This is a genomic window from Radicibacter daui (assembly GCA_030657355.1).
GTDB classification, from domain to species: Bacteria; Pseudomonadota; Alphaproteobacteria; order Radicibacterales; family Radicibacteraceae; genus Radicibacter; species Radicibacter daui.
Window position 1 is genome coordinate 3,215,350 of the sequence record CP131056.1, and the last position, 23,017, is coordinate 3,238,366.

The window sequence follows — 23,017 nt, forward strand, 5'->3', positions numbered from 1 at the left end:
CTTTCTACCGCCGCCCTGGCGGACGGCGCATCTGTGGGGTCAGGCGGCCCATCCGGTCCGCCGGCCAGTGAGGGAGAGCCCCCATGACCCTGCAAGCCCGCCTTGATGCCTTCAAGGCCGATTTCGAAGCCGGCAAGCCGCCCTACAGCGTCCCGCGATCAGTCATCGACACCATGCATCGCGCTACCGCCGAGCTCATCGCCTCCGGTCAGGCCGAACGGGCGCTGAAGGCCGGCGACAAGGCCCCTGCCTTTACCCTCAACGACCCGGAAGGCAATGCCGTCTCCTCCGAGGCGCTGCTCGCCCGAGGGCCGCTTGTGCTCAGCTTCTATCGCGGGGTCTGGTGCCCCTACTGCAACATGGAACTCCAAGCGCTCGAAGCCGTGCTGCCGGAAATCCGCGCCGCCGGTGGCAGCCTGATCGCCATATCCCCGCAAACCGCGCCCAACAGCCGCAAGTCGGTGCGGCAGAACAACCTCTCCTTCCCCATCCTCAGCGATGTGAAGGGTGATGTTGCCGCCGCTTTCGGCCTGCGCTTTGCGCTGCCGGACTATCTGGTGGAGCTCTACAAGAGCCTCAAGAACGATCTGCCGACCTTCAATGATGACCCGGCCTGGACCCTGCCGATGCCGGCCCGCTATGTCATCGGGCAGGATGGCACCATCCTCTATGCCGAGGTGAACCCCGACTACACGCGCCGCCCCGAGCCGGAAGAACTGTTGCCGGCATTGCGGCGTGCCGCGAGCCAGGCGGCATAAAACACAAGGGCCCGGGTGCAATCGCCATCCGGGCCTTAAGCCTGCTGCCTTGCCCATATCTCAATTGAGATACATACTGAATCGGCAAAAGGGAGAAGGCCATGGCCACGCAGACCACCATGATTCATGTCCGTGTCGATGACCATCTGAAGACGAAGGCAGCCGACGCATTGGCGACTGTCGGCCTTACCCTCTCCGATGCTGTGCGCATCCTGCTGACGCGGGTCGCGGCGGAGGGTGGCCTGCCGGCGGGCCTGACCGCCGGTCCGGATGCCTATGACAGCTGGTTCCGGGCCAAGGTCCAGGAGGCGCTGGCTGATCCGGGCCCCGCCATGTCGCATGAAGACGTAATGCGCGAAGTCCGCGCCCGGATTGCCGCGAAACGCCGTGCCTGAGCTGGAATGGAAAGCTCCGGCGGTCGCGGACCTTATGGCCATCGTCGATTATATTTCCGACGACAATCCGGATGCGGCGCTGGCCTTCATGGACGAGATCCAGAACAAGGTTGGCCAGCTCATTTCCTACCCGAAGCGCTGCCGTCACGGCAGGGTAGACGGAACAAGGGAACTCGTCATTCGACCCAGCTACATCGTGATCTATGCAGAAACGCCGAGACTCGTGACGATCCTGCGCGTGCTGCATGCAGCGCAAACATGGCCATGATCCCCAAGGGCAATGCAGCCCAAAGGATCACAGCGCTGCCGTCGCCACTCTCAGCCACTCCAGCACAGACTCTTCGTCGCTCAACGGGGAGATCTCGTTCCACACCCGGGCGTGATAGGCATCGATCCAGGCGCGCTCTTCCGGCAGCAGGATTTCGGCGAGGATCAGCTCGCGGCTGATCGGGGCGAGCGTCAGGGTTTCGAAGGAGAAGAAACGTCGCTCGGCGCCCACCAGCGCCTCGCACTCTTCCACCGTCAGCAGATTTTCGATGCGGATACCGTAACGGCCGGTGCGGTAATAACCTGGCTCGTTGGAAAGGATCATGCCGGGCTGCAACGCTACTGTGCTGGCGGCCTTGGAGATACGCGCTGGCCCCTCATGCACGCTCAGGTAACTGCCGACGCCATGCCCGGTGCCATGGTCATAATCGAGGCCCTGCTGCCACAGGAACTGGCGGGCAAAGGCATCGAGCTGGCCGCCCACCGTGCCGGCGGGAAAACGCACACGGAACAGCGCGATGTGGCCGCGCAGCACTGCGGTGAGCGGCCCGGCTGCCCACCAACTCCGCTGCATTCTTGCAGGCATTAGACAGGAAGACCGGGTCTATGCCGCGATCAAGCGTGGCACCGGCCGCCTTGAGGCGGTCGGCAAGCCAGAGCGCTGTGTTGGAGGGATCGACACTGCAACGGGAGCTGGGGCGTGAGCTGCTCATCAAAGGCATCAACGGCAGTCAGGACTTCTACTTCGAATGCGAACAACTTGGAGAACAGGTTACCAAACGCCCGCATCAGGGCAGAAACATGAAGACAAGAACACTCCTGAAGGCACTCCGGGACGGTAGCCGCAACCAGCCCGCGGAGGCGCGCAAAACCAACCCCGTCACCGCAGCCGGATCCAAAGGCGGTGACTGTCAGGAAATTACCAGCTCTGAATATAGCATGTGAATATTCTGCTCAGTACATTTTGGGTTTTATTTCTTTAACCTAACAACACCAACTGGATTGAGGGGATTATGAAGTATATTCATTTTCCTAGCCTCAACCACGTCCAATCCTTGTGCCATTATTAACGACAACAAATTCCGACAATGATTAGCAACCAAAGAGTACAGCCTTTGCGCTTCATTTCCATACTCAAAGACCGGCTCAACAAAAACAATATCCGACTTGGAAATTCTAGCCATTCCAGACACGGCACGCGCCAATCCATCATTAATCTGTTCAAGCGCACAGATTGAGTAGACCACATCATAACTATTACTTTCAATGCCATTCATTTCAGTGGCATCAGCTACCGACAGCGTAGCGCTTCCCAGTCGCCGCCCCCAATACTCCGTTCCTCTTTTTATGCGCTCTGCTGAGATATCCACACCAGAAAGCTCAACGGCATCACCAAATGCACTATTAAGCAGCATTAGGTTGGTACCATTACCGCACCCGACCTCCAAGATACGGATTTTTCTATTTTCCAGGTTCGATTTTATATTTTCAGATATAACTCTATATACCGAATCCAGATAAGCATTACGAACTTCTGAAAAAGGTAGCTCCTGAAGATAACCATTAACTAACGCCCGACAATTTCCATGCTCAAACTGCATCATCTCTCGATCATCATATTGATCGTACTCATCCTTAGAACTGTAGAATTTTTTATTTTCTGAAACAAATTTAGCCGATAATATTTTATGCAACGACTTATTTAGTTTTGATTTTCTTTTCCGAAAATAAAAATATGTTTTAATTTCGTCAACTATCTTCATTTCTTAATTCCCTTCAAGATATTTGAAATAAAATCAAAATATCTTTTTCCAGAACCAGCCATACGGGAAAATTTTGAATTGTCCTCTACGTCTATTATGGATTTATTCTTTTTAACACTGAAGACAGAAGAAAAATAAGAATCACAAAAAGCTTCTGTTATCTTCTCAACCGTTTCAGCCCTGACATGACGAACATCGTCAACCCTGAAGCCTTCTCCGGACCACATCACAAACTCGTAGCTAGGCCAGTAATCAACATTATCAAACTCCTCTCGAATGACGTCGACCGCGGCGCGAAGAATAGATTTCCCTCGCATCGTCGCGGTCACAACATCCACATCTAAAAAAGTACGACTTAACGGTATTGGCGAGACGGTAAATACGAGCCTCTTTTCCCGAAAGTGATTTTCAAAAATTCTACAAATCCCCCTTAAAGCTTCAAGAACTTCTAAAAAACCTTTATTAGCAAAAGTCACCCTATCCGCATAAGCTCCATTATACTCAGATATATATCCACCATATTTGTTTAAACAAAACGCCTCCACAAGACCTAGCGTTATTACAATAATTTTCGATGTCTCTACTCCATATTTAATATTATCAAACATTATTTCCCTAACAGATAATACATCCTCCACGCTCCTTCCATATAAGGCCCTTCTATAAGGGTCCCAGAAGCGACGATCCCCATTTTTACAGGTTTCTATAATGGATTCAGGGACGGGGCGCCACAGCCCTACAGCCCCCTCCAAGTCCTGCAGCACCGAAAAAGGTGTATAGCATTGATAGTGAACACGCTCATCCCACCCCCCCCAACTGGGATTAATTTTTATCTCGGAAGGAAGTAAGCTGGATATTCTTTCATCGACTTTGGGGTGGACTAAAATATCACGCCGCTCCAAAACGGACCGAATTTCATTGGCAAAACACGATCCAATAGCAAATACTTCGGTTTCAATATCAAAATTTGATTTTTTTTCATAAGGAAGATGCCTCGAGTTAACGATTTTCCCCCAACTATTATACTTTCTGCTTTTAGATATATTTTCCGCTCTAACAAAGCTCAGACCCGAAAGCATTTTTAGAGCTCCCCAATACGAGAAATTAGATTTCTTAGATAACCAAACATTCCACGACATTTTTTCTCAGCATTGCCGCCATAATTCAAGCTGGTCCGTTTCCAAGCCGCCCCTCCGCCATAACGAGCTTCAATCTCTGGAAATCTTGGTATGGGATTAAAATAAAGTGAACTCGCATATTCTATTTGCAGCATCAATCGATAGCCGGAACGTACCGGTTCTCCTTTATGAAAGCCTCGAGTATTTTCAAAAATTATGGATCCTGCCGGCCCAATTATCTTCCTCACTCTACTTTTTTCATAACTATCATATACTTCATGATCCTCCAAACGCCGGACGGCCCCCCCTCCAGGTATACGACTTTCATAATCTTCTACTGAGCCCGTGACATAAACATGCGGACCATTTTCTTCATTTACGTCGTTTAGGTAAAAAAATATTTTTAAAAATTTGATAAATTCCTGATCTTGATGAAATTTTTGGGCGTTTCGATTTTGCGACGAGCTTTGCCTCTTGGCAGTATCGCTGTCCTTGAAGGTCCACCATGCATTAGTTTGAACATGGATGGGCGTAGCGCCGAGAAAACGCTGAGCGACGCCCAACAAGTATGGGTCAAAAGCGATGTCTTGAAGTATCCTCTCAGATGCAAATGAAGGCATATCTTTGAGCCACCACACTCCCGTAAGAGTGGAGATGTTTCTTTCTATTGAACCTCCATATTTTGATTTTTTCTGCATTTTATTGTAAAATTTATACTGCTTTAAAATATTCCTTACTTTTGAAATATACTCGGTTGGCAAATGAATATCGGATTCAAAAACCCCGTCCTCACGAAGAAAAGCCTCAGGGCGGAAGTTGCTTTTATCGAAATTTGGGAAAATTGAGGGAACGCCTGACAGATCCAACCTTTCATTAAACAATTTAGCTATAATATCATTTAATAGGCAGCTTCTATCATAGTTTAGAAAATCTTTCCATTTTAAAGAATCTGAGAAGTGATTTGTTTCAAAATAACCCTGTTTCAGTTCGGAATTTAGAACACTCAATGCCACAGCACAAAACTCTGCCCCCTCATTCATTGACCCCACTTTGGAAATCAGAGCGTCATCGAAAGAAAAATTTGGATTTATACTCTTAGCCACCGTCAATAGGTCTTGGATCGTCATGCTTCACCCTCGAAGAAAAACATACATACACAGAAAGCCCTGTTTGCCGATGCATAAAAGAGCCAACCAACGGGCCGCTTCAACATTGTTCCTGCGGCCGATATCCATTGAGCGGCTTATCAGAGATTATCACCTATCTTTTGCGAACAAGATACTCAACTAAGCTTAATTACCGCCGTCGCCGCCTTCAGCCACTCAAGCACCGGCCCCTCGTCGATCAGCGGGGAGATCTCGTTCCACACCCGGGCGTGATAGGCATTGATCCAGGCCCGCTCTTCCGGCAGCAGGATTTCGACAAGGATCAGCTCGCGGCTGATCGGGGCGAGCGTCAGGGTTTCGAAGGAGAAGAAGCGACGCTCGGCGCCCACCAGCGCCTGGCATTCTTCCACCGCCACCAGATTTTCGATGCGGATGCCATAGCGGCCGGTGCGGTAATAACCCGGCTCGTTGGAAAGGATCATGCCGGGCTGGAGCGCCACCGTGCTGGCGGCCTTGGAGATACGCGCCGGCCCCTCATGCACGCTCAGATAACTGCCGACGCCATGCCCGGTGCCATGGTCATAATCGAGGCCCTGCTGCCACAGGAACTGACGGGCAAAGGCGTCCAGCTGGCCGCCCACGGTGCCGGCGGGAAAACGCGCACGGGACAGCGCGATATGGCCGCGCAGCACGGCGGTGAAATGCGCCCGCATCTCTTCCGTCGGCACGCCGATGGCCACGGTGCGGGTAATGTCGGTAGTGCCGTCCTGGTACTGGGCGCCGCTATCGATGAGGAAAAGCTCGCCCAGCCCCAGCATGCGGTTGCTTTCCGCGCTTACCCGATAATGCACGATGGCGCCGTTGGGCCCGCTGCCGGAGATGCTGTCAAAGGAATTGCCACGAAAGAGCGGGTCTTCGGCACGGAAGGCATAGAGCCGGTCCACCACCGTCATCTCGTCAAGCCCGCCGCCGGCCGCCGTCTCTTCCAGCCAGTGGAGGAAGCGGGCCATTGCCGCACCATCGCGCCGGTGCGCCGCCCGGCAACCGGCCAGCTCCGCTGCATTCTTGCAGGCCTTGGGCAGGGAGATCGGGTCCATGCCGCGCTCAAGGGTCGCGCCAGCAGCCTTCAGCCGTTCGGCAAGCCACAGCGCGGTATTGGAAGGGTCAATGCGCACCTTGAGGGCCTGCGTGCCCAGATCGTCCAGCACGGCGCCCAGCGCGTCCGGCGCGCGCACGCTGACACGGTTGCCGAGCGTGGCCTTTACCGCCGGCGTCAGCTTGCCCTCGGCTACGAACCAGTCGACGCGCCCGTCGGCATGCAGCACGGCGAAAGAAAGCGGTAGCGGCGTGTTGGGCACATCGGCGCCGCGCACATTGAGAAGCCAGGCAATAGCGTCCGGCTGGGTCAGCAGCGCGGCGTGGATACCGTCAGCCCCGAGCGCCCCGCCGATGGCGGCGCATTTGTCCGCGGCTTCCTGCCCGGCATATTCGATGAGCTGCGGCACGATGGCGGCCATCGGCGGGGCAGGCTGGTCTTCCCAGATAAGATCGATCAGGTTCTCCGCCACCGGCACGGCGCTCACGCCCGCCCGCGCCAGCTCCGCCGTCATCCAGTCCACCTGGCTCACGGTGAAGAGCCACGGGTCAAAGCCAACCTTCGCCCCGGCCGGCAAGGTGGTGGCAAGCCAGCGGGCCGCCGGCTCCTCCACCAGGTGGTGGATTTCCCAATCCGCCGCATCCACCTGCTGGCCGGCCTGCAGGGTGTAGCGCCCATCCACGAACAGGGCCGCCCGGTCCATCAGGATGGCCGCGACACCGGCCGAGCCGGTAAAGCCGGAAATCCATTCCAGCCGCTCGGCTCGTGCCGGCACATACTCACCCTGATGTTCGTCAGCCTTGGGAACGAGAAAGGCCGCAAGCCCGCCGCTGGCCATCAGGGCACGCAGGCGGGAAAGGCGGATGCGGATCGTATCGGTCATCTCGGGGGCGGGTCCTGAAGCTCGGGCGGCGGGATGGAGGCTTGCCATCCCTCTTGCGCCGACCTTAAGTCAGAGCATGGGGCAAGCGCCACCCCGCCATCATCAGGGGCGCCAGATCAAAGCCCGAGGAAAGAGCTGGATGACGGCCCCGGTCGCATCGCTGAGTTTGAGGCCGCTGGGCCCTGCCGACGCCGGAGAAGTCCAGGCACTGACCAATCGCATCAGCGATGAAACCGGCATGCTGCTGCAAGCCCCCGGGGAGCGCCCGCCAATTGGCCCGATGACAGCATTGCTGGAACTGCTGGCGATCAGCCCTGAAAGCGGTATTGCCATCGGCGCCTGGCAGCAGGGCCGGCTTGCCGGCTACGGCATGGCATTGGCCGATAGCGGCAGTGGGCTTTCCGGCTTCTGGCATATCGCGCTTGCCGTGGATGCTCCGGCACGGGCGAAAGGGCTCGGCAAGGCGCTCATCGCCGGCCTTGCCGGTTGCGGCCGGGCCGCCGGAGCCCATCACCTCTTGCTTTCCGTACGCACCATCAACGCGCCGGCGATGGGGCTCTACCGCAGTGCCGGATTTGCCCGCCTCGGCCTTCTGGCTGGCAATCTCGAATGCGAGAGCGGCGGCAATGACGAGTGGATGATGGCCCTTCCCCTCGCCGGGAGCGATGCCGGCGCCGCGCGGCTCCCCGCCCTGCCCCCGCCGGCGGCGCCGGCACGCGCCCTGCCCGTTCGCCGGCTTGCCGTACTTGGCCCTTCCCTCGCCGCCAGCTGGCATGCGCTGGGGCCGGACGGAATTGCCGATACCGCCCTGTGGCCAACCTTCGAACTGGGGGAGGGGCAGTTTCTGGTCCAGCTTCAGCCCGGCGGCATGCAGCGCACCCGCCATGCCGCCCGGATTGCCCTTGCCACCCGGGCAGGCAGCCCGCCGGGCGCCCTGGCCGGCGCGGTGCAAAGCCTGCCCGGCCTGCGGGAGGGATTGCGCCGCCTGACCCTGCGGGTGCCGACGGACGGCATGATGGAGGCCGTTCTCGCCGGTGCCGGCTGGCAGCGCGAATATGTGCTGCCGGGCGGGTCCATCGCCGGCTGGGCCCTCATAGCCTGACGCCCGGAAGGCGGCCGAACAGGAAATCGCGGAAAACCGGCCCTTCTATCGGCTAGCCTATACGATAGTACGCTTGCCGACAGTCAGCCGATGTTCCAGCCTTTAACTGGGGAAGGCCCGGTTCCCGGGTGTTCGCGAGGGGAAGGAACTGCTGAAGAGCGATGAGCTTTCGCCTGCGCATATTGCTCGCCATCACGGCGGTGCTGTTGCTGGTGCTGGGGCTGCAAACCTGGCGTGCCATCTCGCTGGATGCCGAGGCCCGGATGACGGCGCTCGATGAAAAGCTGCGCCTGCTCACCTCCGTTTATGCCCGCTCTCTCGCAGGCCCGCTCTGGACGGTCGATAATAACCAGGCCGTCACCCAGATGGAGGCGCTGGGCACCGACCCGGACTTCTTCCGTGCCGAGGTGCTGGACGAGCAAGGCCGCCCGATGCTGGCCATCGGCGCCCCGCCGGCCGACGGCCTCGTGCATGCCTCAGCCCCCGTGGTCTGGCAGGGCACCACGATCAACCATTTTGTGCTCTATCTTTCCACCACCCGCTCGACGACCGAAATCCATCGCCTCGCCTTGCGCCAGGTGACGGACAATCTGGTGGTCTTCATCGTTCTGCTCTCGACCCTTGCCCTTGCCCTTGCCCTGCTGGGCCGCCCGCTTGCCCTGCTCACCCAGACCATGAATGTGCTGGCGCGCGGCGACCGGCTGACCCGCATTCCCTATACCGAACGCAAGGACGAGATGGGCGACATGGCGCGTGCCATCGCCGTTTTCCGCCATTATGCCGAAGAGCTGGACACCAAGACCGAGCTGGAAGAGCGTACGCGCGAACTGGCCGTCGCCCGCCAGTCCGCCGAGGCCGCCAACCGCGCCAAGTCCGAATTCCTCGCCAATATGAGTCATGAGCTGCGCACACCGCTCAACGCCATCATCGGCATCTCCGAGATGCTGCTGGAGGATGTCGAGGATAATGGCGACGAGGTCTATCGCGAGCCGCTGGAGCGCGTGGACCGCGCCGGGCGCCATCTCCTGCATCTCATCAACGAAATCCTCGACCTCTCCAAGATCGAGGCCGGCCGGGTGGAGCTGATCGTGGAGACCTTCTCCATCGCCTCCATGGTGGGCGACATCGTGGTGACGGTAACTCCGCTCGTTCGCAAGAACGGGTCGGACTTCAAGGTCACTTGCCCGCCCGAACTGGGCCTGATGATGAGCGATAGCACGCGCATCGGGCAGATCCTCATGAACCTGCTCTCCAACGCCGCCAAATTTACGCAAGGCGGAACCGTGTCGCTGACCGTCGAGCGCACGGGGCCCAATATCCGCTTCAAGGTCAGCGATACCGGCATCGGTATCAGCGCCGAGAACCTTGCCAAGCTCTTCCGCGACTTTACCCAGGCCGACAGCAGCACCTCGCGCAAATATGGCGGCAGCGGGCTCGGCCTTGCCATCAGCCGGCGCTTTGCCCGCATGCTGGGCGGCGACATCTCGGTGGCGAGCCACGAAGGCAAGGGCTCGACCTTCGTGCTGACCCTGCCGGCCTCGGTGCCGGAAAACGGCGCTTTTGCCCGCCGCGCCCCGACCATCAGCGAGAATGCCCTGTCAACTACCGGCGGCCGGCTCGAGGCACTGCGTTCCTGGCGCCCGGGTGTGCTGATGGTAGGCGATGCGGAGCAGGAATGCCCGGCCCTGCGTCAGGCGCTGGAAGGCGAAGGCGTGGCGATCCTCAATGCCCCCAACGGGCGTGAGGCGCTGGAGGTGGCGCGCCGCCATCCCGTCTCCGCCGTGCTCTACGATATTGCGGGGGAAGCCGGCGACCCCTTTGCCACCCTGCGCGAATTCCGCCGCGACCCGCTGCTGGCAACCATCCCCGTTGCCGCCCTCGCCCTGCCGACGCAGGAAGCTTCCGCCCGCGCTGCCGGTGCCTGGCAGGTGCTGCCGGAACATCCGCGCATCGAGGCCGTGCATGATTTTCTGGTCGAGGCCAGCGTGCTCGACCCCGAGCGGGCGCACACTCTCGCGCAGCCCTGAGGGGAGAGGGGCGACCGCTTACCCCAGTGCTGCCGGCAGGATATGCTTGCCCTCGGCATCCAGTCTCAGCTCATAGGCCGCGATAACCACCGGAAGCCTGAAGGTGCCGTAGAGATGGGGAAACATCTCGCCATCCGCGCCTTCAAACAGCACTTCATCTTCCAGTAGCCCGGCGTCAATTGCCACCAGCACCAGCCCTTCCTGCCCGGCGAAAAAGCGCGCGAGCGTACGCGGCACCTGGGGGCCGGTGGAAAGGTGAATGAACCCGTCCTTGAGATCGATGCCGGCACCGGTAAAAACGCCCTTCTCCTCCGCGGCTTCCCAGAGATCGGCAGGCACTATCTTGTAGAGGGTGGACATCTGGCTCTCCTTTTCCGGCTGGCTGCCCAGCTAGCATGCGCCCTCCCGCCGCGGCAAGTTAGCCCCGCTAAAACCGACAGCGATGCCACCTCGCAGGTGACGCGGGACGCCCGGCTTGTTATATAGCCGGCATGAGCAATGATCATGATCTGTTCTCGTTCGGCGAGCCTGCCCCGTCCGCCCCTGCCGCGCCGCAGCGCCGGGGCCGTGCAGAATATCTTGCTTCGCTGAACGAGGTTCAGCGCGCCGCGGTCGAAGCGCTGGATGGCCCGGTTCTGGTGCTGGCAGGCGCCGGCACCGGCAAGACGCGTGTGCTCACCACCCGCCTTGCCCATATCGTCACCACCGGCCGTGCCTGGCCCTCGCGCATCCTTGCCGTTACCTTTACCAACAAGGCGGCGCGCGAGATGAAGGAGCGCGTGGGCAAGCTCATTGGCGAGATGAACGAGGGCTGGTGGATGGGCACGTTCCATTCGCTTGCCGCCCGCATCCTGCGCCGCCATGCCGAGCTGCTGGAGCTCAAGCCCAACTTCACCATCCTCGACAGCGATGACCAGTTGCGCCTGATCAAGCAGCTGCTGGCGGCTGAAAATATCGACGACAAGAAGAACCCTGCCCGCTCCGTGCTCTCCATGATCGAGCGCTGGAAGGACAAGGGGTTGACGCCGGACAAGCTGAAGCCGGCCGATGGCGGCGATGTTGCCGGCGGGCGCGCGGTGCAGCTTTATGCCGATTATCAGGAGCGGCTGAAGACGCTGAATGCATGCGATTTCGGCGACCTTCTGCTCCACAACATCACGCTTTTCACCAAACACCCGGATATCCTGACCGAGTGGCAGGAGCGCTTCCGCTACATTCTGGTCGACGAATATCAGGATACCAACGTCGCCCAGTATCTGTGGCTGCGCCTGCTCGCCCAGAAGCACAAGAACCTCTGCTGCGTGGGCGATGATGACCAGTCGATCTATGGCTGGCGCGGCGCGGAAGTGGGCAACATCCTGCGCTTCGAGAGCGATTTCCCCGGCGCGCGCATCATCCGCCTTGAGCAGAATTACCGCTCCACCCCGCATATCCTTGCTGCTGCCGGCGGGCTCATCACCAAAAACCAGGGCCGCCTCGGCAAGACGCTGTGGACCGAGACCGATGCCGGCGAGAAGGTGCGCGTGCACGGGCTCTGGGACGGGCCGGAGGAAGCGCGCTGGGTCGGCGAGGAGATAGAGGCCTTCCAGCGCAAGAAAGTGCCGCTGAACCAGATCGCGGTGCTGGTGCGCGCCTCCTTCCAGATGCGCGCCTTTGAAGAGCGCTTCATCAATCTGGGCCTGCCCTACCGCGTCGTCGGTGGGCCGCGCTTTTATGAGCGTGCCGAAATCCGCGATGCGCTCGCCTATTTCCGCCTTGTGGTGCAGCCGGATGATGATCTGGCGCTGGAACGCATCATCAACCTGCCCAAGCGCGGCATCGGCGATACCACCGTGCGCGAGTTGCGCGGCCATGCCCGTCACTGGGGCGTCTCGCTGCATGAAGCGATCCTGCGCCTTGTCGAGACCGATGAGCTGAAAGCGCGCGTGCGCACACCGCTGAAGGCGCTGATGCTCGATTTTGCCCGCTGGCGCGAGCAGGTGGCGACGATGCGCCATACCGAGCTTGCCGGGGTTATCCTGGACGAGAGCGGCTATACCCGCATGTGGAAGGAAGACAAGTCACCGGACGCGCCGGGGCGCCTTGATAACCTCAAGGAACTCGTGGCCGGCATGGAAGAGTTCGAGAGCCTTTCCGGCTTCCTCGAGCATATCCAGCTGGTGATGGAAAACGACACCGCGCCGGAGGGCGAGAAGGCCACGCTCATGACGCTGCATGGCGCCAAGGGGCTGGAATTCGATGTCGTTTTCCTGCCTGGCTGGGAAGAAGGCGTGTTCCCCAACCAGCGCGCGATGGACGAGACCGGCATTGCCGGCCTTGAGGAAGAGCGCCGGCTTGCCTATGTCGGCCTGACGCGTGCGCGCAAGCGCGCCCTCGTCTCCTATGTTGCCAACCGGCAGATCCATGGCCTGTGGCAGGACGTGCTGCCCTCCCGCTTCATCTCCGAGCTGCCGACTGACCATGTCGAACACAGCGCCGATGGCGGCATGGCGAGCCATGGCGGATATGGCGGCGGTGGCGGCAACTTTGGCTCCGGCGGGCGTCAGGGCGGGTATTTCTCCTCCGGCAGCGTGTTTGACGACCAGCCGCAGCGCCACCGCACCGTCGATAACAGCGCCTTCAGCCGTTTCGAGCGGGCCCGGCGGACCAGCGGCGGTTTTGCCGCCGGCCGCGAAGCCCCGATCATCGATGGCAAGGCCTACCGCGTGCGCGAGCCGGCCAGCAGCAGCAAGTACGGCGAAGGCGAGCGTGTCTTCCACCGCAAGTTCGGCTACGGCACAGTAATGGCAGTGGAAGGCGACAAGCTGGATATCGAGTTCGATACCGCCGGCCGCAAGAAGGTGATCGACAGCTTCATCGTGCCGGAAGCCGAAGCAGATTGAGGGCTGATGCCAGATGAGGGTGGGGAGTGAAGGCCAGGCGCCGGCCCAGCCTGTCATGACAATCCTGCGACATTGTGAAGCGCTTCTCAGTCTCGCGGACCCTCTACGCGAAGGGCTCGCCGGGACCTTTTGTCTCGGTTATTGATAGAAAAAATTTCCCAACACGATACCGGCGGCGGCCCGAATGCCTCCGCCCGGCGCAAGGGTGCGAGGAACGCTGGCCGATACATTTCACCGCTCCAGCGGGTGAAGTGACGGCTGGCTTGTCTCCGTTTCCGGCAAATGTCTTCGAGAAAGCGACAGGTCCTTCATGAAAGCGAGCTTTGCCCGCCACGTCCTCGTTCTCGGCGCCCTCAGTACGCTGGGTCCGCTGGCGATCGACATGTATCTGCCGAGCTTTCCGGAAATTGCCAACGCCATGCACACGGACGAGGCGGTTATCCAGCTCAGCCTCTCCAGCTTCTTCATCGGCCTTGCGGTGGGTCAGCTTTTCTATGGCCCCATCTCCGACCGGCTCGGCCGTCGCGGGCCGATGCTGACCGGCCTCTTTCTCTTCATCCTCGCCTCCTTCGGCTGCGCGATGATGCATGATCCCTACTGGCTCATCGGCCTGCGCTTCGTGCAGGGCGTGGCCGGCTGCGTCGGCATCGTCATCACCCGCGCCGTCATTCGCGACACCTATCGCGGGCATCAGGCGGCGCGCGTGCTCTCCACCACCCTGCTGGTGCTCAGTGTCTCGCCCGTCGTGGCGCCGATGTTCGGCACCATTCTGGTGTCCTTCTTCGACTGGCCGGCAGTGTTCTGGGCGCTGGCGCTGTTCTCGCTCTTCTGCATCCTGCTGGTCATCACCCAGCTGCCGGAAAGCTGCCCGCCGGAAATGCGCCAGCGCGGCGGGCTGGGCAGCGTGTTCATCACCTATCTGCGCCTGCTGGGCGACCTGCGCTTCATGGCTACGGTCGGCGCCGGTGGTTTTGCGCAGGGCGGCCTCTTTGCCTATCTGGCCGGCTCCCCCTTCGTGTTCCTGACCTATCACGGCCTTGAGAGCTGGCAGTTCAGCGCGCTCTTTGCCAGCAACGCCATCGGCCTTATCGGTGCGGCGCAGTTCTCCCCCAACTTCATCCGCCGCTACGGGGCGGAGCCGGTGATCCGCGCCGGTGCGCTCGTCTTCAGCCTTGCTGCGATGAGCCTGCTGGTCACGGCGCTGATGGGCCATGAGACGCTGCCGCAGCTGATCGCCACGCTCTTCATCTGCCTGACCGCCATGGGTTTCGTCATGCCCGGTGCCTCCATGCTGGCGCTGGAGCCCCACGGCGCCAATGCCGGCGCGGCCGCCGCGCTGATGGGTGCACTGCAATTCACCATCGGCTCGCTGACCGGCGCGCTGGTCAGCGCCTTCTTCAACGGCACACCGGTGCCGCTGATCGCCGTCATCGCCGGCTGCGGCCTCATCTCGCTGGGTCTTTCCCAGGGGCTGATGCGCAACCGCCTGCAGCTCGCCTGAGGCCAGACACTCCGCCTGCCAGGGGAAAATTTTCCCGGCAGGCAGCCGCGTGTCTTTTGCAACCATTTGACATAAAATACACCCCTCCACTCGCTTTGGGGAGGGATGATGATGGCTGCTTCAACCTTTGGTCCGGCCCGCTTCGAGGGCCGGATTTCCTATATGTATCTTGATACCGCCGGCAACGTGACTGTCGGCATCGGCCACATGCTGCCTTCCGCGGCAGCAGCCAGCCGGCTGACTTTTCATCATACCGGCGAGGACCGGCCGGCATCGGCGGCAGAAAGCGCCGCCGGCTGGACAGCGGTCAAGGCCTGCCCTCACGGGCAGAGCATTCCGGCCACCCGTTTCAACCCGGCCCGACCGGCGACCGGCTGGCCGGCCCTGCCTCCGCTCCGGCTGGAGGACGATGAAATCGACGCCCTGTTTGCGGCCGATATCGCCGAGCATGCCCATCAGCTGGAAAAGGGCCTGCCGGATTTCGCGGGTCTTCCGGAGCCGGCACGCGAAGTGCTGCTCGACATGCATTTCAATCTTGGTGATGGCGGCCTCTGCAAGGCCCGCTGGCCAAGCCTGTTTCGCGCGGTCGAGGCCCGTGACTGGCAGACCGCCGCCGACCAGTGCCGCCGCAAGGGTATCCAGCAAGCCCGTAATGACTGGGCGCGCGAGACGCTGGCAAGCCTCGCCTGACCCGCCACAGGCAAGGCGGCTCAATAAAAAAGCGCCGGAGGAAATCCTCCGGCGCTTTTCTTTAAGGCGATGCTTTCAGCCCGTCAGGCGACTTCGGGATGAGCCTCGAAGTGGCCGGTCGGCTTGCTGCGATGCAGGACACCGTGCAGCACGGTGGCCACGACGCCGATGACGGTCGTGATCGCCACATAATGCGCCGGGCCCAGCGGATTGGCCTTCAGCATGAACTGCATGGCCAGCGGCGTGATGCCGCCGAAGATCGCGTAGGCGACATTGTAGGTGAAGGACACACCCGTGAAGCGCACGCTGCTGGGGAAGGAGCGCACCAGCTGCACCGGCACGAAGTTGATGATGCCGACGAAGAGGCCGGCGACCGTGTAGGCCGGGATCAGCATCGCCGGGTTGGAGGCGGTGCCGATATAGAGCCAGTAGGTGGAGGCGATGAGGCCGATGGAGCCCAGCGTGACCACCTTCAGCATGTTGAAGCGGTCCAGCAGCATGCCGGTACCGACCACGCCGATGGTGAGCGTGATGGTGGCGCAGACACTGCCGATGAGCGTGGTGACTGGCGGGATGTGATGCAGGCGCTGCATCAGCACCGGCGTGGAGAGAATGACCACGACGATGCCGGCGGTCAGCGTCCAGGTGGCGAGCATGCCCACCAGCACGGCCGGGGTATGGCCACGCAGCATCTGGCCGAGCGGCAGCCTGGAGACGAGGGACTGGCGCTTGCGCATTTCCTCGAACACCGGGGTCTCTTCCAGATAACGGCGCAGATACATGGCGATCACGCCGAACACGCCGCCGACGAGGAACGGAATACGCCAGCCGAAGGCCATGACCTCTTCAGGAGCGTAGATTGAGTTGATGGCGGTGGACATCAGCGAGCCCAGCAGGATGCCGCCGGTGAGACCACCGGTCAGCAGGCCGCAGGCAAGGCCGACGCGCTTGACCGACACATGCTCGGCCACGAACACCCAGGCGCCCGGCGCCTCGCCGCCGATGGCAGCGCCCTGGCACAGGCGCATGACCAGCAGCAGAACCGGCGCGGCATAACCGATGCTGGCAAAGGTCGGCATCGCGCCGATAAGCAGGGTCGGCAACGCCATCAGGAAGATGGAGAGGGTGAACATGCGCTTGCGGCCGGTCTTGTCGCCGAAATGCGCCATGATGATGCCGCCCAGCGGACGGGCAAGGTAACCGGCGGCGAAGATGCCGAAGGTGTTCAGCTGCTCAAGCCATTCCGGCATGTCTGCCGGGAAGAAGAGCTTGCCGACGACGCCGGCGAAAAACACGTAGATGATGAAATCGTAGAACTCCAGCGCACCGCCGAGAGAAGCGAGGGCGAGGGTTTTTGCGTCGCCGCGATTCAAGGGGCGGCTGGTGGCTTCCGACATTCTTGTTATGTCCTGTAACTGGTTCCTCGATGGCCCTGACTGTCAGGGCCCGCATTTTCTTTCTCCAGACCAGACACAATTGCAACACAATTTCGTTCCGGACGGTGCATTGATGCACTCTTTGCCGAAAAAATGTGTCACCCGCTGGTGCCGGGGAGGAAACCAGGAACATACCCGGCACCCTCGCGCCCCATACGATGGCACCACACGGGAATATGTGCGCAGGCTCCCGTCAAATATCTATAACTTGTACACACAAATACATATCTCCTTTGAATTTATAAGCTATTTCGCATAGGCCACCTTACAGCCCTGTGGACTACCGGGTTATTCGACGCCTAACATCCATCCGCTCCCCCCGATCTCTGCCCTTTCAAGGCCAGGAGAGGACCGATGCTGTCAAAAATCCGCATTCTCTATAAAATATTCCTGCTGATCGGCGTCATGAGCACCGTGACCATCACGCTGGCTGTCATTGCCTATCGCAGTATCGAAACCATGCATGCCGCCACAACCCGGGTGGATGCCGCCGGCTACCAGTCACTGACCGGCGCCCGCCTCGCCCTCGACATGGTTCGGCTTAACCGCAGTGAATTCCGCGTCGCCCTTTCCCCCACCGCTAAGGAAGTGGAGGCCGTGAGCGAGGTCAACAAGCCGTTCCTTAGCCGGATCGAAAGCGGTTATGCCGCCTTTCAGACCAGTGCGGACGGCAAGCAGAAAGAACTGCTGGACCAGCTGGGCACGGCCTACAAGACCTATCTGGACGGGATGTATGGCGTGCTGGAAAAGGCACGCTCCCTTGATGGCCAGGTCACACTCGGGGAGCAGCAAAGCGCGCTGCACGACCAGGTGATGGTCAGCCGGGCCAATTCACGCAAGCTGGAAGATCTGGCGCTCGCGCTCAATGAATATACCAGCCAGAAATCCGGCACGATGGTCGCCGAAGCCGAACATGACGCCCGCCGCATCCAGATGCTCATGCTGGTGATCGGCGTGGTTGGGGTAACCGGAGGCATCGCTATCGGTTTCCTCATCGGGCAGTTCGGCATCGCCCGGCCCATCGTGCGGGCAGTCGGCTCCCTGCGGTTGCTGGCTGCCGGCAATACCGAAGAAGCGATCTATGGTGTGGGCCGCGGCGACGAGATCGGCTCGGTTGCCGAGAGCATGCAGGTCTTCAAGGAAAACCTCATCCGCACGCGAGAGATGGATGCCGCCGCCAAGGCTCTGGAAGAGCGGCATGCCGAGGAAAAACGCCAGCAGATGAACCGGCTGGCGGACCAATTCGAGAATTCGGTGCTTGGCATCGTCAACAGTGTCTCCAGTGCCTCGCACCAGATGCAGGGCAATGCGGAGGCGATGGCCCGCATCGCCGAGGAGGCCAGCCGCCAGGCAACCGGCGTTTCTTCTGCGGCGGTTGAAACCTCCTCCAACGTGCAGACGGTAGCGACGGCGGCCGAGGAACTTTCTTCCTCCATCTCCGAGATCTCGCGCCAGCTGGCGGAGGCGACCGGTATCTCTGCAGATGCTGTCGAGCAGGCCAACCATACCGGCAACGTCGTGGCCGAGCTGGCCGAAGCCGCGACCAGGATCGGCGAGGTCGTAAACCTCATCACCGATATCGCCTCCCAGACCAACCTGCTGGCGCTCAACGCCACCATCGAGGCGGCCCGCGCTGGAGAAGCCGGCAAGGGTTTTGCCGTCGTCGCCAACGAGGTCAAGAACCTCGCCACCCAGACCGGCCGCGCGACGGAGGAAATCGCCACGCAGGTCGGGAGTGTGCAGGCCTCGACCGAAGAGGCGGTCAAGGCCATCAAGCTGATCTCCACGACCATCGGCAAGATCAACCAGATCTCGACGTCCATCGCCTCCGCGGTGGAAGAACAGGGCGCGGCCACCGCCGAGATCGCCCGCAATGTCGAGCAGGCGGCCCGGGGCACGGAAGAAGTTACCGGCACTATCGGCGGTGTCAGTGCCGCGGCGGAAGAAGCCGGTCAGGTGGCAAGCCAGGTCGCCGGAGCGTCCAATGACCTCTCCGGGCAGGCGGGCGCCCTGCGCACAGCGGCTATCGGTTTCGCCGAACAGGTACGCGCCGCCTGATCCTGAAGATGCTCGTTCAATTCAGTCAGGCCGCTCCTACCTTTGCGTGGGAGCGGCCTTTTCCTTCATCAGGCCGTGCGGCATTCGGCACAAATCAATTAGTATTCTATCTAATAAAATGTCGTGGTAGCTTACCGGCATAACCAACAAATCACTCGACATTGAACAGGCACACCAGGCATGACCCCGGCCCAGATCGCCCTCGTCCAGTCCACCTTTCCGAAGATTTCTTCCGATCCGGACAAGGCGGCGAAGATTTTTTATGAGGAGCTGTTTGCTCTGGAGCCCGAATTCCGCGAGCTGTTCAAGGGCGATATGGAAGTACAGGGCCGCAAGCTGATGGACATGCTGGCCAAGCTGATCGGCGGGATGAACCGGCCGGAAAGCCTGTTGTTGCCGCTGTTCAACCTTGGCCGCAAACACAAGGGCACCGGCGTGAAGAAAGAGCATTTCCGCCCCTTCGGCACCGCCTATCTGAAGATGGTGGAAAAGATGGTGGGCCCGGCCGCTTTCACGCCCGAGCTGCACGATGCCTATCTCGATATCTACAAGCTCGCCGCCGGCGTGATGCGCAAGGCGATGTAAGACGCGGGCACCCTGACCTTCTCAGCCCTGCCCGGCCTTGATCGCGGCAGGGCGCGCGACGGTAGAGCCGCGCACGATCAGTTCCGTCCCCAATATGATGGGCTCGCCGCCGGGACGCAGGCCAAGGGCTATTTCGGCTGCCACCCGGCCTTTTTCCACATGCGGCTGCCGGATGGTGGTAAGCGGCGGCACGGCGATGGCAGCATAAGGGTTATCGTCAAACCCCACCACTGCCACCTGTGCCGGCACCGCGAGACCGGCGCCGCGCAGATGCTCAAGCGCGCCCAGTGCCAGCTCGTCGCTCATGCACAAAACCGCCGTCAGGTCCGGCATGCGGGCAAGCAATGCCGCCATGCCGTTACGGCCGCGCGAGCGCGTGTTGACGCGCTCTTCGATGACGACGTCTTCAAAACCGATACCGGCCCAGGAAAGTTCGCCCAGATACCCGGCGAAACGGTCGCGGGTGACAGAGAAGGTAGCGGCAGCAACCCGCCCGGCATCCACCGACCCCTCGTAATCGTCGCTGCGCGCCTCCAGCGCCAGAATGCCGATCCGGCGATGACCAAGCGCCAGCAGATGGCGGGCCGCCAGCGCCGAGCCGGCACGATCGTCGATGGTGACGCTGCCGGTAATGCCCTTCACGTCATTGTCGATGGAGACGACGGGCAGGCCGCGCTCCACCGCCAGTTCCACCAGCGGGGAATTGGTCTCGATACATTGCAGCACGAAACCGTCCACTGCAGCCTGGCGGATGCGCTGCTCGCCCTTCTCCGGGTTAAGGATGGAGATGAGCGTCAGGTCGACCCCGGCCGCCTCGCACGCCTCGGCAACACCGCGCACCGTGGCGATCGCCACCGGATCGCTGACGGTGTAGGACAGCGCGTCGTGGAAAACGAGGCCGAGCGAGCCCATCTTGCCGGTGCGCAGCATGCGCCCGACGGGATTTGGCCCCAGATAGCCGATGGAGCGTGCCGCTTCATGGATGCGCTCGCGCAGTTCCGGCCGCACCCGTTCAGGACGGGAAAAAGCGTTGGAGATGGTGGCACGGGAAACCCCGACCAGCCGGGCGACGTCAAGCAGGGTGGCGCCACGCGCCCGCGAACCTCGCAGTTCGCCATCCTCTCCCATCAGCCCTTGCCTCCCCCCGTCACCACCAGTTGTCCAATAACTTGTCCCGCAGTGCGCGCCGCTAATCAAGGGCCATGCTGTGGATCGATCAAAAGTCAGGGCAAAAGGAAGCCATGGAAGGAAGTGTGCAGAACTTCATGGATCTATTTTTAGATCGTTCTAAAGTGTTGATAACTTCCTTGTTCATCCTCCTCCTTTTTCAGGAACCCTGCACCATGCTTCCCCTCGGCACCCTTGGCGGCATGATGGACCTTCTCGGCCTTATGCCCGCTCCCAAACCGCGCCCGCCGGAGATGGATGCCCGCCAGTTGTTGCTGCGCGCCGTTACCCGGGCCCGCCGCCGCCGCAAGGGCGCGCCGCCGCTCCGGCTCTCGCCGGTTCAGACCGCCCGGCTGTTTTTTCTCGGCGCCCATGCCGCCAACGATAACAAACGCTCCAAGAGCGACGCTGGCACTTGCGCTTAAGGCAGGTTATGACGGCGGCATGAAAGTCCGGCACGCTACCCTGTAGGGCGCCGGTATCAACCCCGTCCTGACCGCCACAGCAAAGAAGCGCCGCCTGCCATGTCCGCCCCCTCCTATTCCGCAACGCCCTATGCCGGCTGGCGCCTTGAATTTATCGTGCCGGGCGGCTTCCAGGCCTTGTTCAGCGAAGCGCTGGAAGAGGATATGGAAGCGGTCTCCGCCTTCGAGGCGGTGCCGGATGGCAGCCTTTTCAATGTACAGGGATTTTCCCGCTCCAAGCCGGATGACGGTGCTATCGGCATACGCCTCAGCCTGCTGGCGGCAGCCCTCGGCCTTGAAGAGCCGGCCATCGAGCTGACGCGGATCGAGGATACCGACTGGCTGCGTGCCACCTACGAGGCGTTTCCACCCAAGACCATCGAGCGGTTCTGGATCCATGGCAGCCACGTGACCGAGGCGCTGCCTGCCGGCAAGACCGGCCTGCTGGTCGATGCCGCGACCGCTTTCGGCAGCGGTGACCATCCCTCCACGGAAGGCTGCCTGCGCGCCCTCGACAAGCTGGCCCGCCGCGTAAAGCCGTCGCGCGTGCTCGATATGGGCTGTGGCAGCGGCATTCTTGGCATGGCCGCCGCCAAGCTGTGGCGCCTGCCGACCGATGCCGTGGACATCGACCCCGAATCCGTGCGCGTGACACAGGAAAATGCCCGTCTCAATGGCGTGACCGCCTTCATGACGGCCGAGACCGGCCCCGGCTACAACACCCCGCTGGTGCGTGGGCGCCGGTACGACATCATTTTCGCCAACATCCTCGCCCGCCCGCTCTGCCGCATGGCCCCGCAGCTCTCTGCCCATCTGGCGCCGGGCGGACATGGCATCCTTGCCGGTCTGCTGACCATTCAGGTGCCGATGGTGCTGGCTGCCCACCGGGCTGCCGGGCTGCATCTGGCTTTTGCCGTACCGATGGGCGAGTGGACGACGCTGGTGGTGGCGAAGCGGGCGCGCTGAGCGCCCGCCTGCCCTGCTGGCAATATCAGGCCACCGGCGGCTCGCAGAAGCGGATACGGTTGCCAAACGGATCGACCACCTCCAGCGTGAGCCCCCAGGGCGCCTCCTCCAGCCCCGGCTTGTTATGCCGGTACTTGCGGGCGGAAAGCTCGGCATGGAAGGCGCGGATGCCGGTCATGGTCACGAAGACCGTGGAGCCGGGCGTGGCGTCGCCGTGATGGCCGCTGAGATGCAGCACCAGGCCGGCGCGCGACACCTGGGCATAAAGCGGGAAATTATCGCCGAAACGATGTTCCCAGTCGCGGCTGAAACCGAGAAAGCCCTGATAGAATTCGGCTGCCCGCTCTTCGTCAAAGATGCGCATGATGGGCGCTGTACGGCCGAAGGAAACCGTCGGCGGCGCGGGAAGCGGCCCGCTTTCGCCCTCGCCAGCAATCTTTGCCGCCATCTCGTTCCAGCCGGTGCAGCCAAACTGGCGGGCAACCAGCTCCAGCACCTCGCTGTGAGTGAGGGCGATGCCGCGGCTCTCAAACTCGGCACGCAGGGCACGCGCCATGGTCTTTGCGTCAAGGAAACTGCGCATAGGTCAGATGATCCTGATATCCGGCAGGCGGAGGCCGACAGGCGTCAGGGCTCGCATTGCTGACAGCTCCGCCCGGATTAACGGGATCAGATGCCGATAGCGCTCTGGCTCAAGGATGCGTTCACCATATCCCGGCAACCGGGATGCGAGCAGCAGGCCGCACCAGCCAC

Annotated in this window: 21 protein-coding genes and 1 pseudogene; 13 read left to right on the top strand and 9 right to left on the bottom strand. The window is 61.0% G+C overall.

Features of this window, described 5'->3' with window-relative positions:
* Positions 1–83: 83 nt before the first annotated feature.
* The 3 genes from QTL98_RS15085 to QTL98_RS15095 all read left to right on the top strand — a co-directional run bounded on the left by QTL98_RS15085 (position 84) and on the right by QTL98_RS15095 (position 1,421).
* Complete coding sequence (locus QTL98_RS15085) at positions 84–758, top strand: peroxiredoxin-like family protein (protein WP_445679290.1); 675 nt, start codon at positions 84–86, stop codon at positions 756–758.
* Between the two features lie 101 nt (positions 759–859).
* Complete coding sequence (relB, locus tag QTL98_RS15090) at positions 860–1,153, top strand: type II toxin-antitoxin system RelB family antitoxin (RefSeq protein WP_445679291.1); 294 nt, start codon at positions 860–862, stop codon at positions 1,151–1,153.
* The gene (locus QTL98_RS15095; protein WP_510637492.1) at positions 1,146–1,421 is read left to right on the top strand and encodes a type II toxin-antitoxin system RelE/ParE family toxin; all 276 of its coding nucleotides are present in this window, start codon (positions 1,146–1,148) and stop codon (positions 1,419–1,421) included. Before relB ends, QTL98_RS15095 begins: the two co-directional genes overlap by 8 nt.
* A 27-nt stretch (positions 1,422–1,448) precedes the next feature.
* On the opposite strand, the pseudogene QTL98_RS15100 reads toward QTL98_RS15095, so the two are convergent.
* A pseudogene (locus QTL98_RS15100) lies at positions 1,449–1,961 on the bottom strand (M24 family metallopeptidase); the annotation flags it as partial.
* 65 nt (positions 1,962–2,026) lie between these two features.
* On the opposite strand from QTL98_RS15100, the gene QTL98_RS15105 reads away from it, so the two are divergent.
* On the top strand, positions 2,027–2,365 hold the full coding sequence (locus QTL98_RS15105; protein WP_445679293.1) for a hypothetical protein: 339 nt from the start codon (positions 2,027–2,029) through the stop codon (positions 2,363–2,365).
* A gap of 26 nt (positions 2,366–2,391) precedes the next feature.
* On the opposite strand, the gene QTL98_RS15110 is transcribed toward QTL98_RS15105, so the two are convergent.
* From QTL98_RS15110 to QTL98_RS15125, 4 genes are all read right to left on the bottom strand, one after another.
* A complete protein-coding gene (locus tag QTL98_RS15110) occupies positions 2,392–3,183 on the bottom strand; it encodes a class I SAM-dependent methyltransferase (protein ID WP_445679294.1) in 792 nt (263 codons plus the stop codon).
* Positions 3,180–4,262 (bottom strand): GSCFA domain-containing protein, encoded by a 1,083-nt coding sequence (locus tag QTL98_RS15115; RefSeq protein ID WP_445679295.1) that lies wholly within the window; start codon positions 4,260–4,262, stop codon positions 3,180–3,182. Before QTL98_RS15115 ends, QTL98_RS15110 begins: the two co-directional genes overlap by 4 nt.
* A gap of 2 nt (positions 4,263–4,264) precedes the next feature.
* A complete protein-coding gene (locus tag QTL98_RS15120) occupies positions 4,265–5,428 on the bottom strand; it encodes a phytanoyl-CoA dioxygenase family protein (protein WP_445679296.1) in 1,164 nt (387 codons plus the stop codon).
* 155 nt (positions 5,429–5,583) lie between these two features.
* Positions 5,584–7,386 (bottom strand): aminopeptidase P family protein, encoded by a 1,803-nt coding sequence (locus QTL98_RS15125; RefSeq protein WP_445679297.1) that lies wholly within the window; start codon positions 7,384–7,386, stop codon positions 5,584–5,586.
* Between the two features lie 139 nt (positions 7,387–7,525).
* On the opposite strand from QTL98_RS15125, the gene QTL98_RS15130 reads away from it, so the two are divergent.
* Positions 7,526–8,488 carry a GNAT family N-acetyltransferase gene (locus QTL98_RS15130; protein WP_445679298.1) on the top strand — a complete coding sequence of 321 codons (963 nt, stop codon included), beginning with the start codon at positions 7,526–7,528 and terminating at the stop codon, positions 8,486–8,488.
* 161 nt (positions 8,489–8,649) lie between these two features.
* On the top strand, positions 8,650–10,515 hold the full coding sequence (locus QTL98_RS15135; RefSeq protein WP_445679299.1) for an ATP-binding response regulator: 1,866 nt from the start codon (positions 8,650–8,652) through the stop codon (positions 10,513–10,515).
* Positions 10,516–10,533: 18 nt separating this feature from the next.
* Here the strand turns inward: QTL98_RS15135 and QTL98_RS15140 are convergent, their stop codons facing one another.
* On the bottom strand, positions 10,534–10,875 hold the full coding sequence (locus tag QTL98_RS15140; RefSeq protein WP_445679300.1) for a DUF952 domain-containing protein: 342 nt from the start codon (positions 10,873–10,875) through the stop codon (positions 10,534–10,536).
* 131 nt (positions 10,876–11,006) lie between these two features.
* Here QTL98_RS15140 and QTL98_RS15145 point away from each other — a divergent pair, with 131 nt between their 5' ends.
* From QTL98_RS15145 to QTL98_RS15155, 3 genes are all read left to right on the top strand, one after another.
* Positions 11,007–13,397, top strand: coding sequence for an ATP-dependent helicase (locus QTL98_RS15145; protein ID WP_445679301.1), 2,391 nt, complete (start codon positions 11,007–11,009; stop codon positions 13,395–13,397).
* A gap of 310 nt (positions 13,398–13,707) precedes the next feature.
* The gene (locus QTL98_RS15150; RefSeq protein WP_445679302.1) at positions 13,708–14,898 is read left to right on the top strand and encodes a multidrug effflux MFS transporter; all 1,191 of its coding nucleotides are present in this window, start codon (positions 13,708–13,710) and stop codon (positions 14,896–14,898) included.
* Between the two features lie 111 nt (positions 14,899–15,009).
* Positions 15,010–15,588, top strand: a complete 579-nt coding sequence (locus QTL98_RS15155; RefSeq protein WP_445679303.1) for a lysozyme family protein — start codon at positions 15,010–15,012, stop codon at positions 15,586–15,588.
* An 83-nt stretch (positions 15,589–15,671) separates the two neighbouring features.
* Here the strand turns inward: QTL98_RS15155 and QTL98_RS15160 are convergent, their stop codons facing one another.
* Positions 15,672–16,985: an MFS transporter gene (locus tag QTL98_RS15160; protein ID WP_445679304.1), complete on the bottom strand. Its 1,314-nt coding sequence runs from the start codon at positions 16,983–16,985 to the stop codon at positions 15,672–15,674.
* 393 nt (positions 16,986–17,378) lie between these two features.
* Between QTL98_RS15160 and QTL98_RS15165 the strand changes: the two genes are divergently transcribed.
* Positions 17,379–19,082: a methyl-accepting chemotaxis protein gene (locus tag QTL98_RS15165; protein ID WP_445679305.1), complete on the top strand. Its 1,704-nt coding sequence runs from the start codon at positions 17,379–17,381 to the stop codon at positions 19,080–19,082.
* A gap of 180 nt (positions 19,083–19,262) precedes the next feature.
* A complete protein-coding gene (locus QTL98_RS15170; RefSeq protein WP_445679306.1) occupies positions 19,263–19,667 on the top strand; it encodes a globin domain-containing protein in 405 nt (134 codons plus the stop codon).
* A gap of 21 nt (positions 19,668–19,688) precedes the next feature.
* Here the strand turns inward: QTL98_RS15170 and QTL98_RS15175 are convergent, their stop codons facing one another.
* Positions 19,689–20,795 (bottom strand): LacI family DNA-binding transcriptional regulator, encoded by a 1,107-nt coding sequence (locus tag QTL98_RS15175; protein WP_445679307.1) that lies wholly within the window; start codon positions 20,793–20,795, stop codon positions 19,689–19,691.
* Between the two features lie 74 nt (positions 20,796–20,869).
* Here QTL98_RS15175 and QTL98_RS15180 point away from each other — a divergent pair, with 74 nt between their 5' ends.
* Together QTL98_RS15180 and QTL98_RS15185 are read left to right on the top strand one after the other, a co-directional pair.
* Positions 20,870–21,259: a hypothetical protein gene (locus QTL98_RS15180; RefSeq protein ID WP_445679308.1), complete on the top strand. Its 390-nt coding sequence runs from the start codon at positions 20,870–20,872 to the stop codon at positions 21,257–21,259.
* A 99-nt stretch (positions 21,260–21,358) separates the two neighbouring features.
* Positions 21,359–22,264 (top strand): 50S ribosomal protein L11 methyltransferase, encoded by a 906-nt coding sequence (locus QTL98_RS15185; protein ID WP_445679309.1) that lies wholly within the window; start codon positions 21,359–21,361, stop codon positions 22,262–22,264.
* Positions 22,265–22,289: 25 nt separating this feature from the next.
* Here QTL98_RS15185 and QTL98_RS15190 read toward each other — a convergent pair whose 3' ends face one another.
* On the bottom strand, positions 22,290–22,847 hold the full coding sequence (locus QTL98_RS15190; RefSeq protein ID WP_445679310.1) for a glyoxalase superfamily protein: 558 nt from the start codon (positions 22,845–22,847) through the stop codon (positions 22,290–22,292).
* Positions 22,848–23,017: the final 170 nt, after the last annotated feature.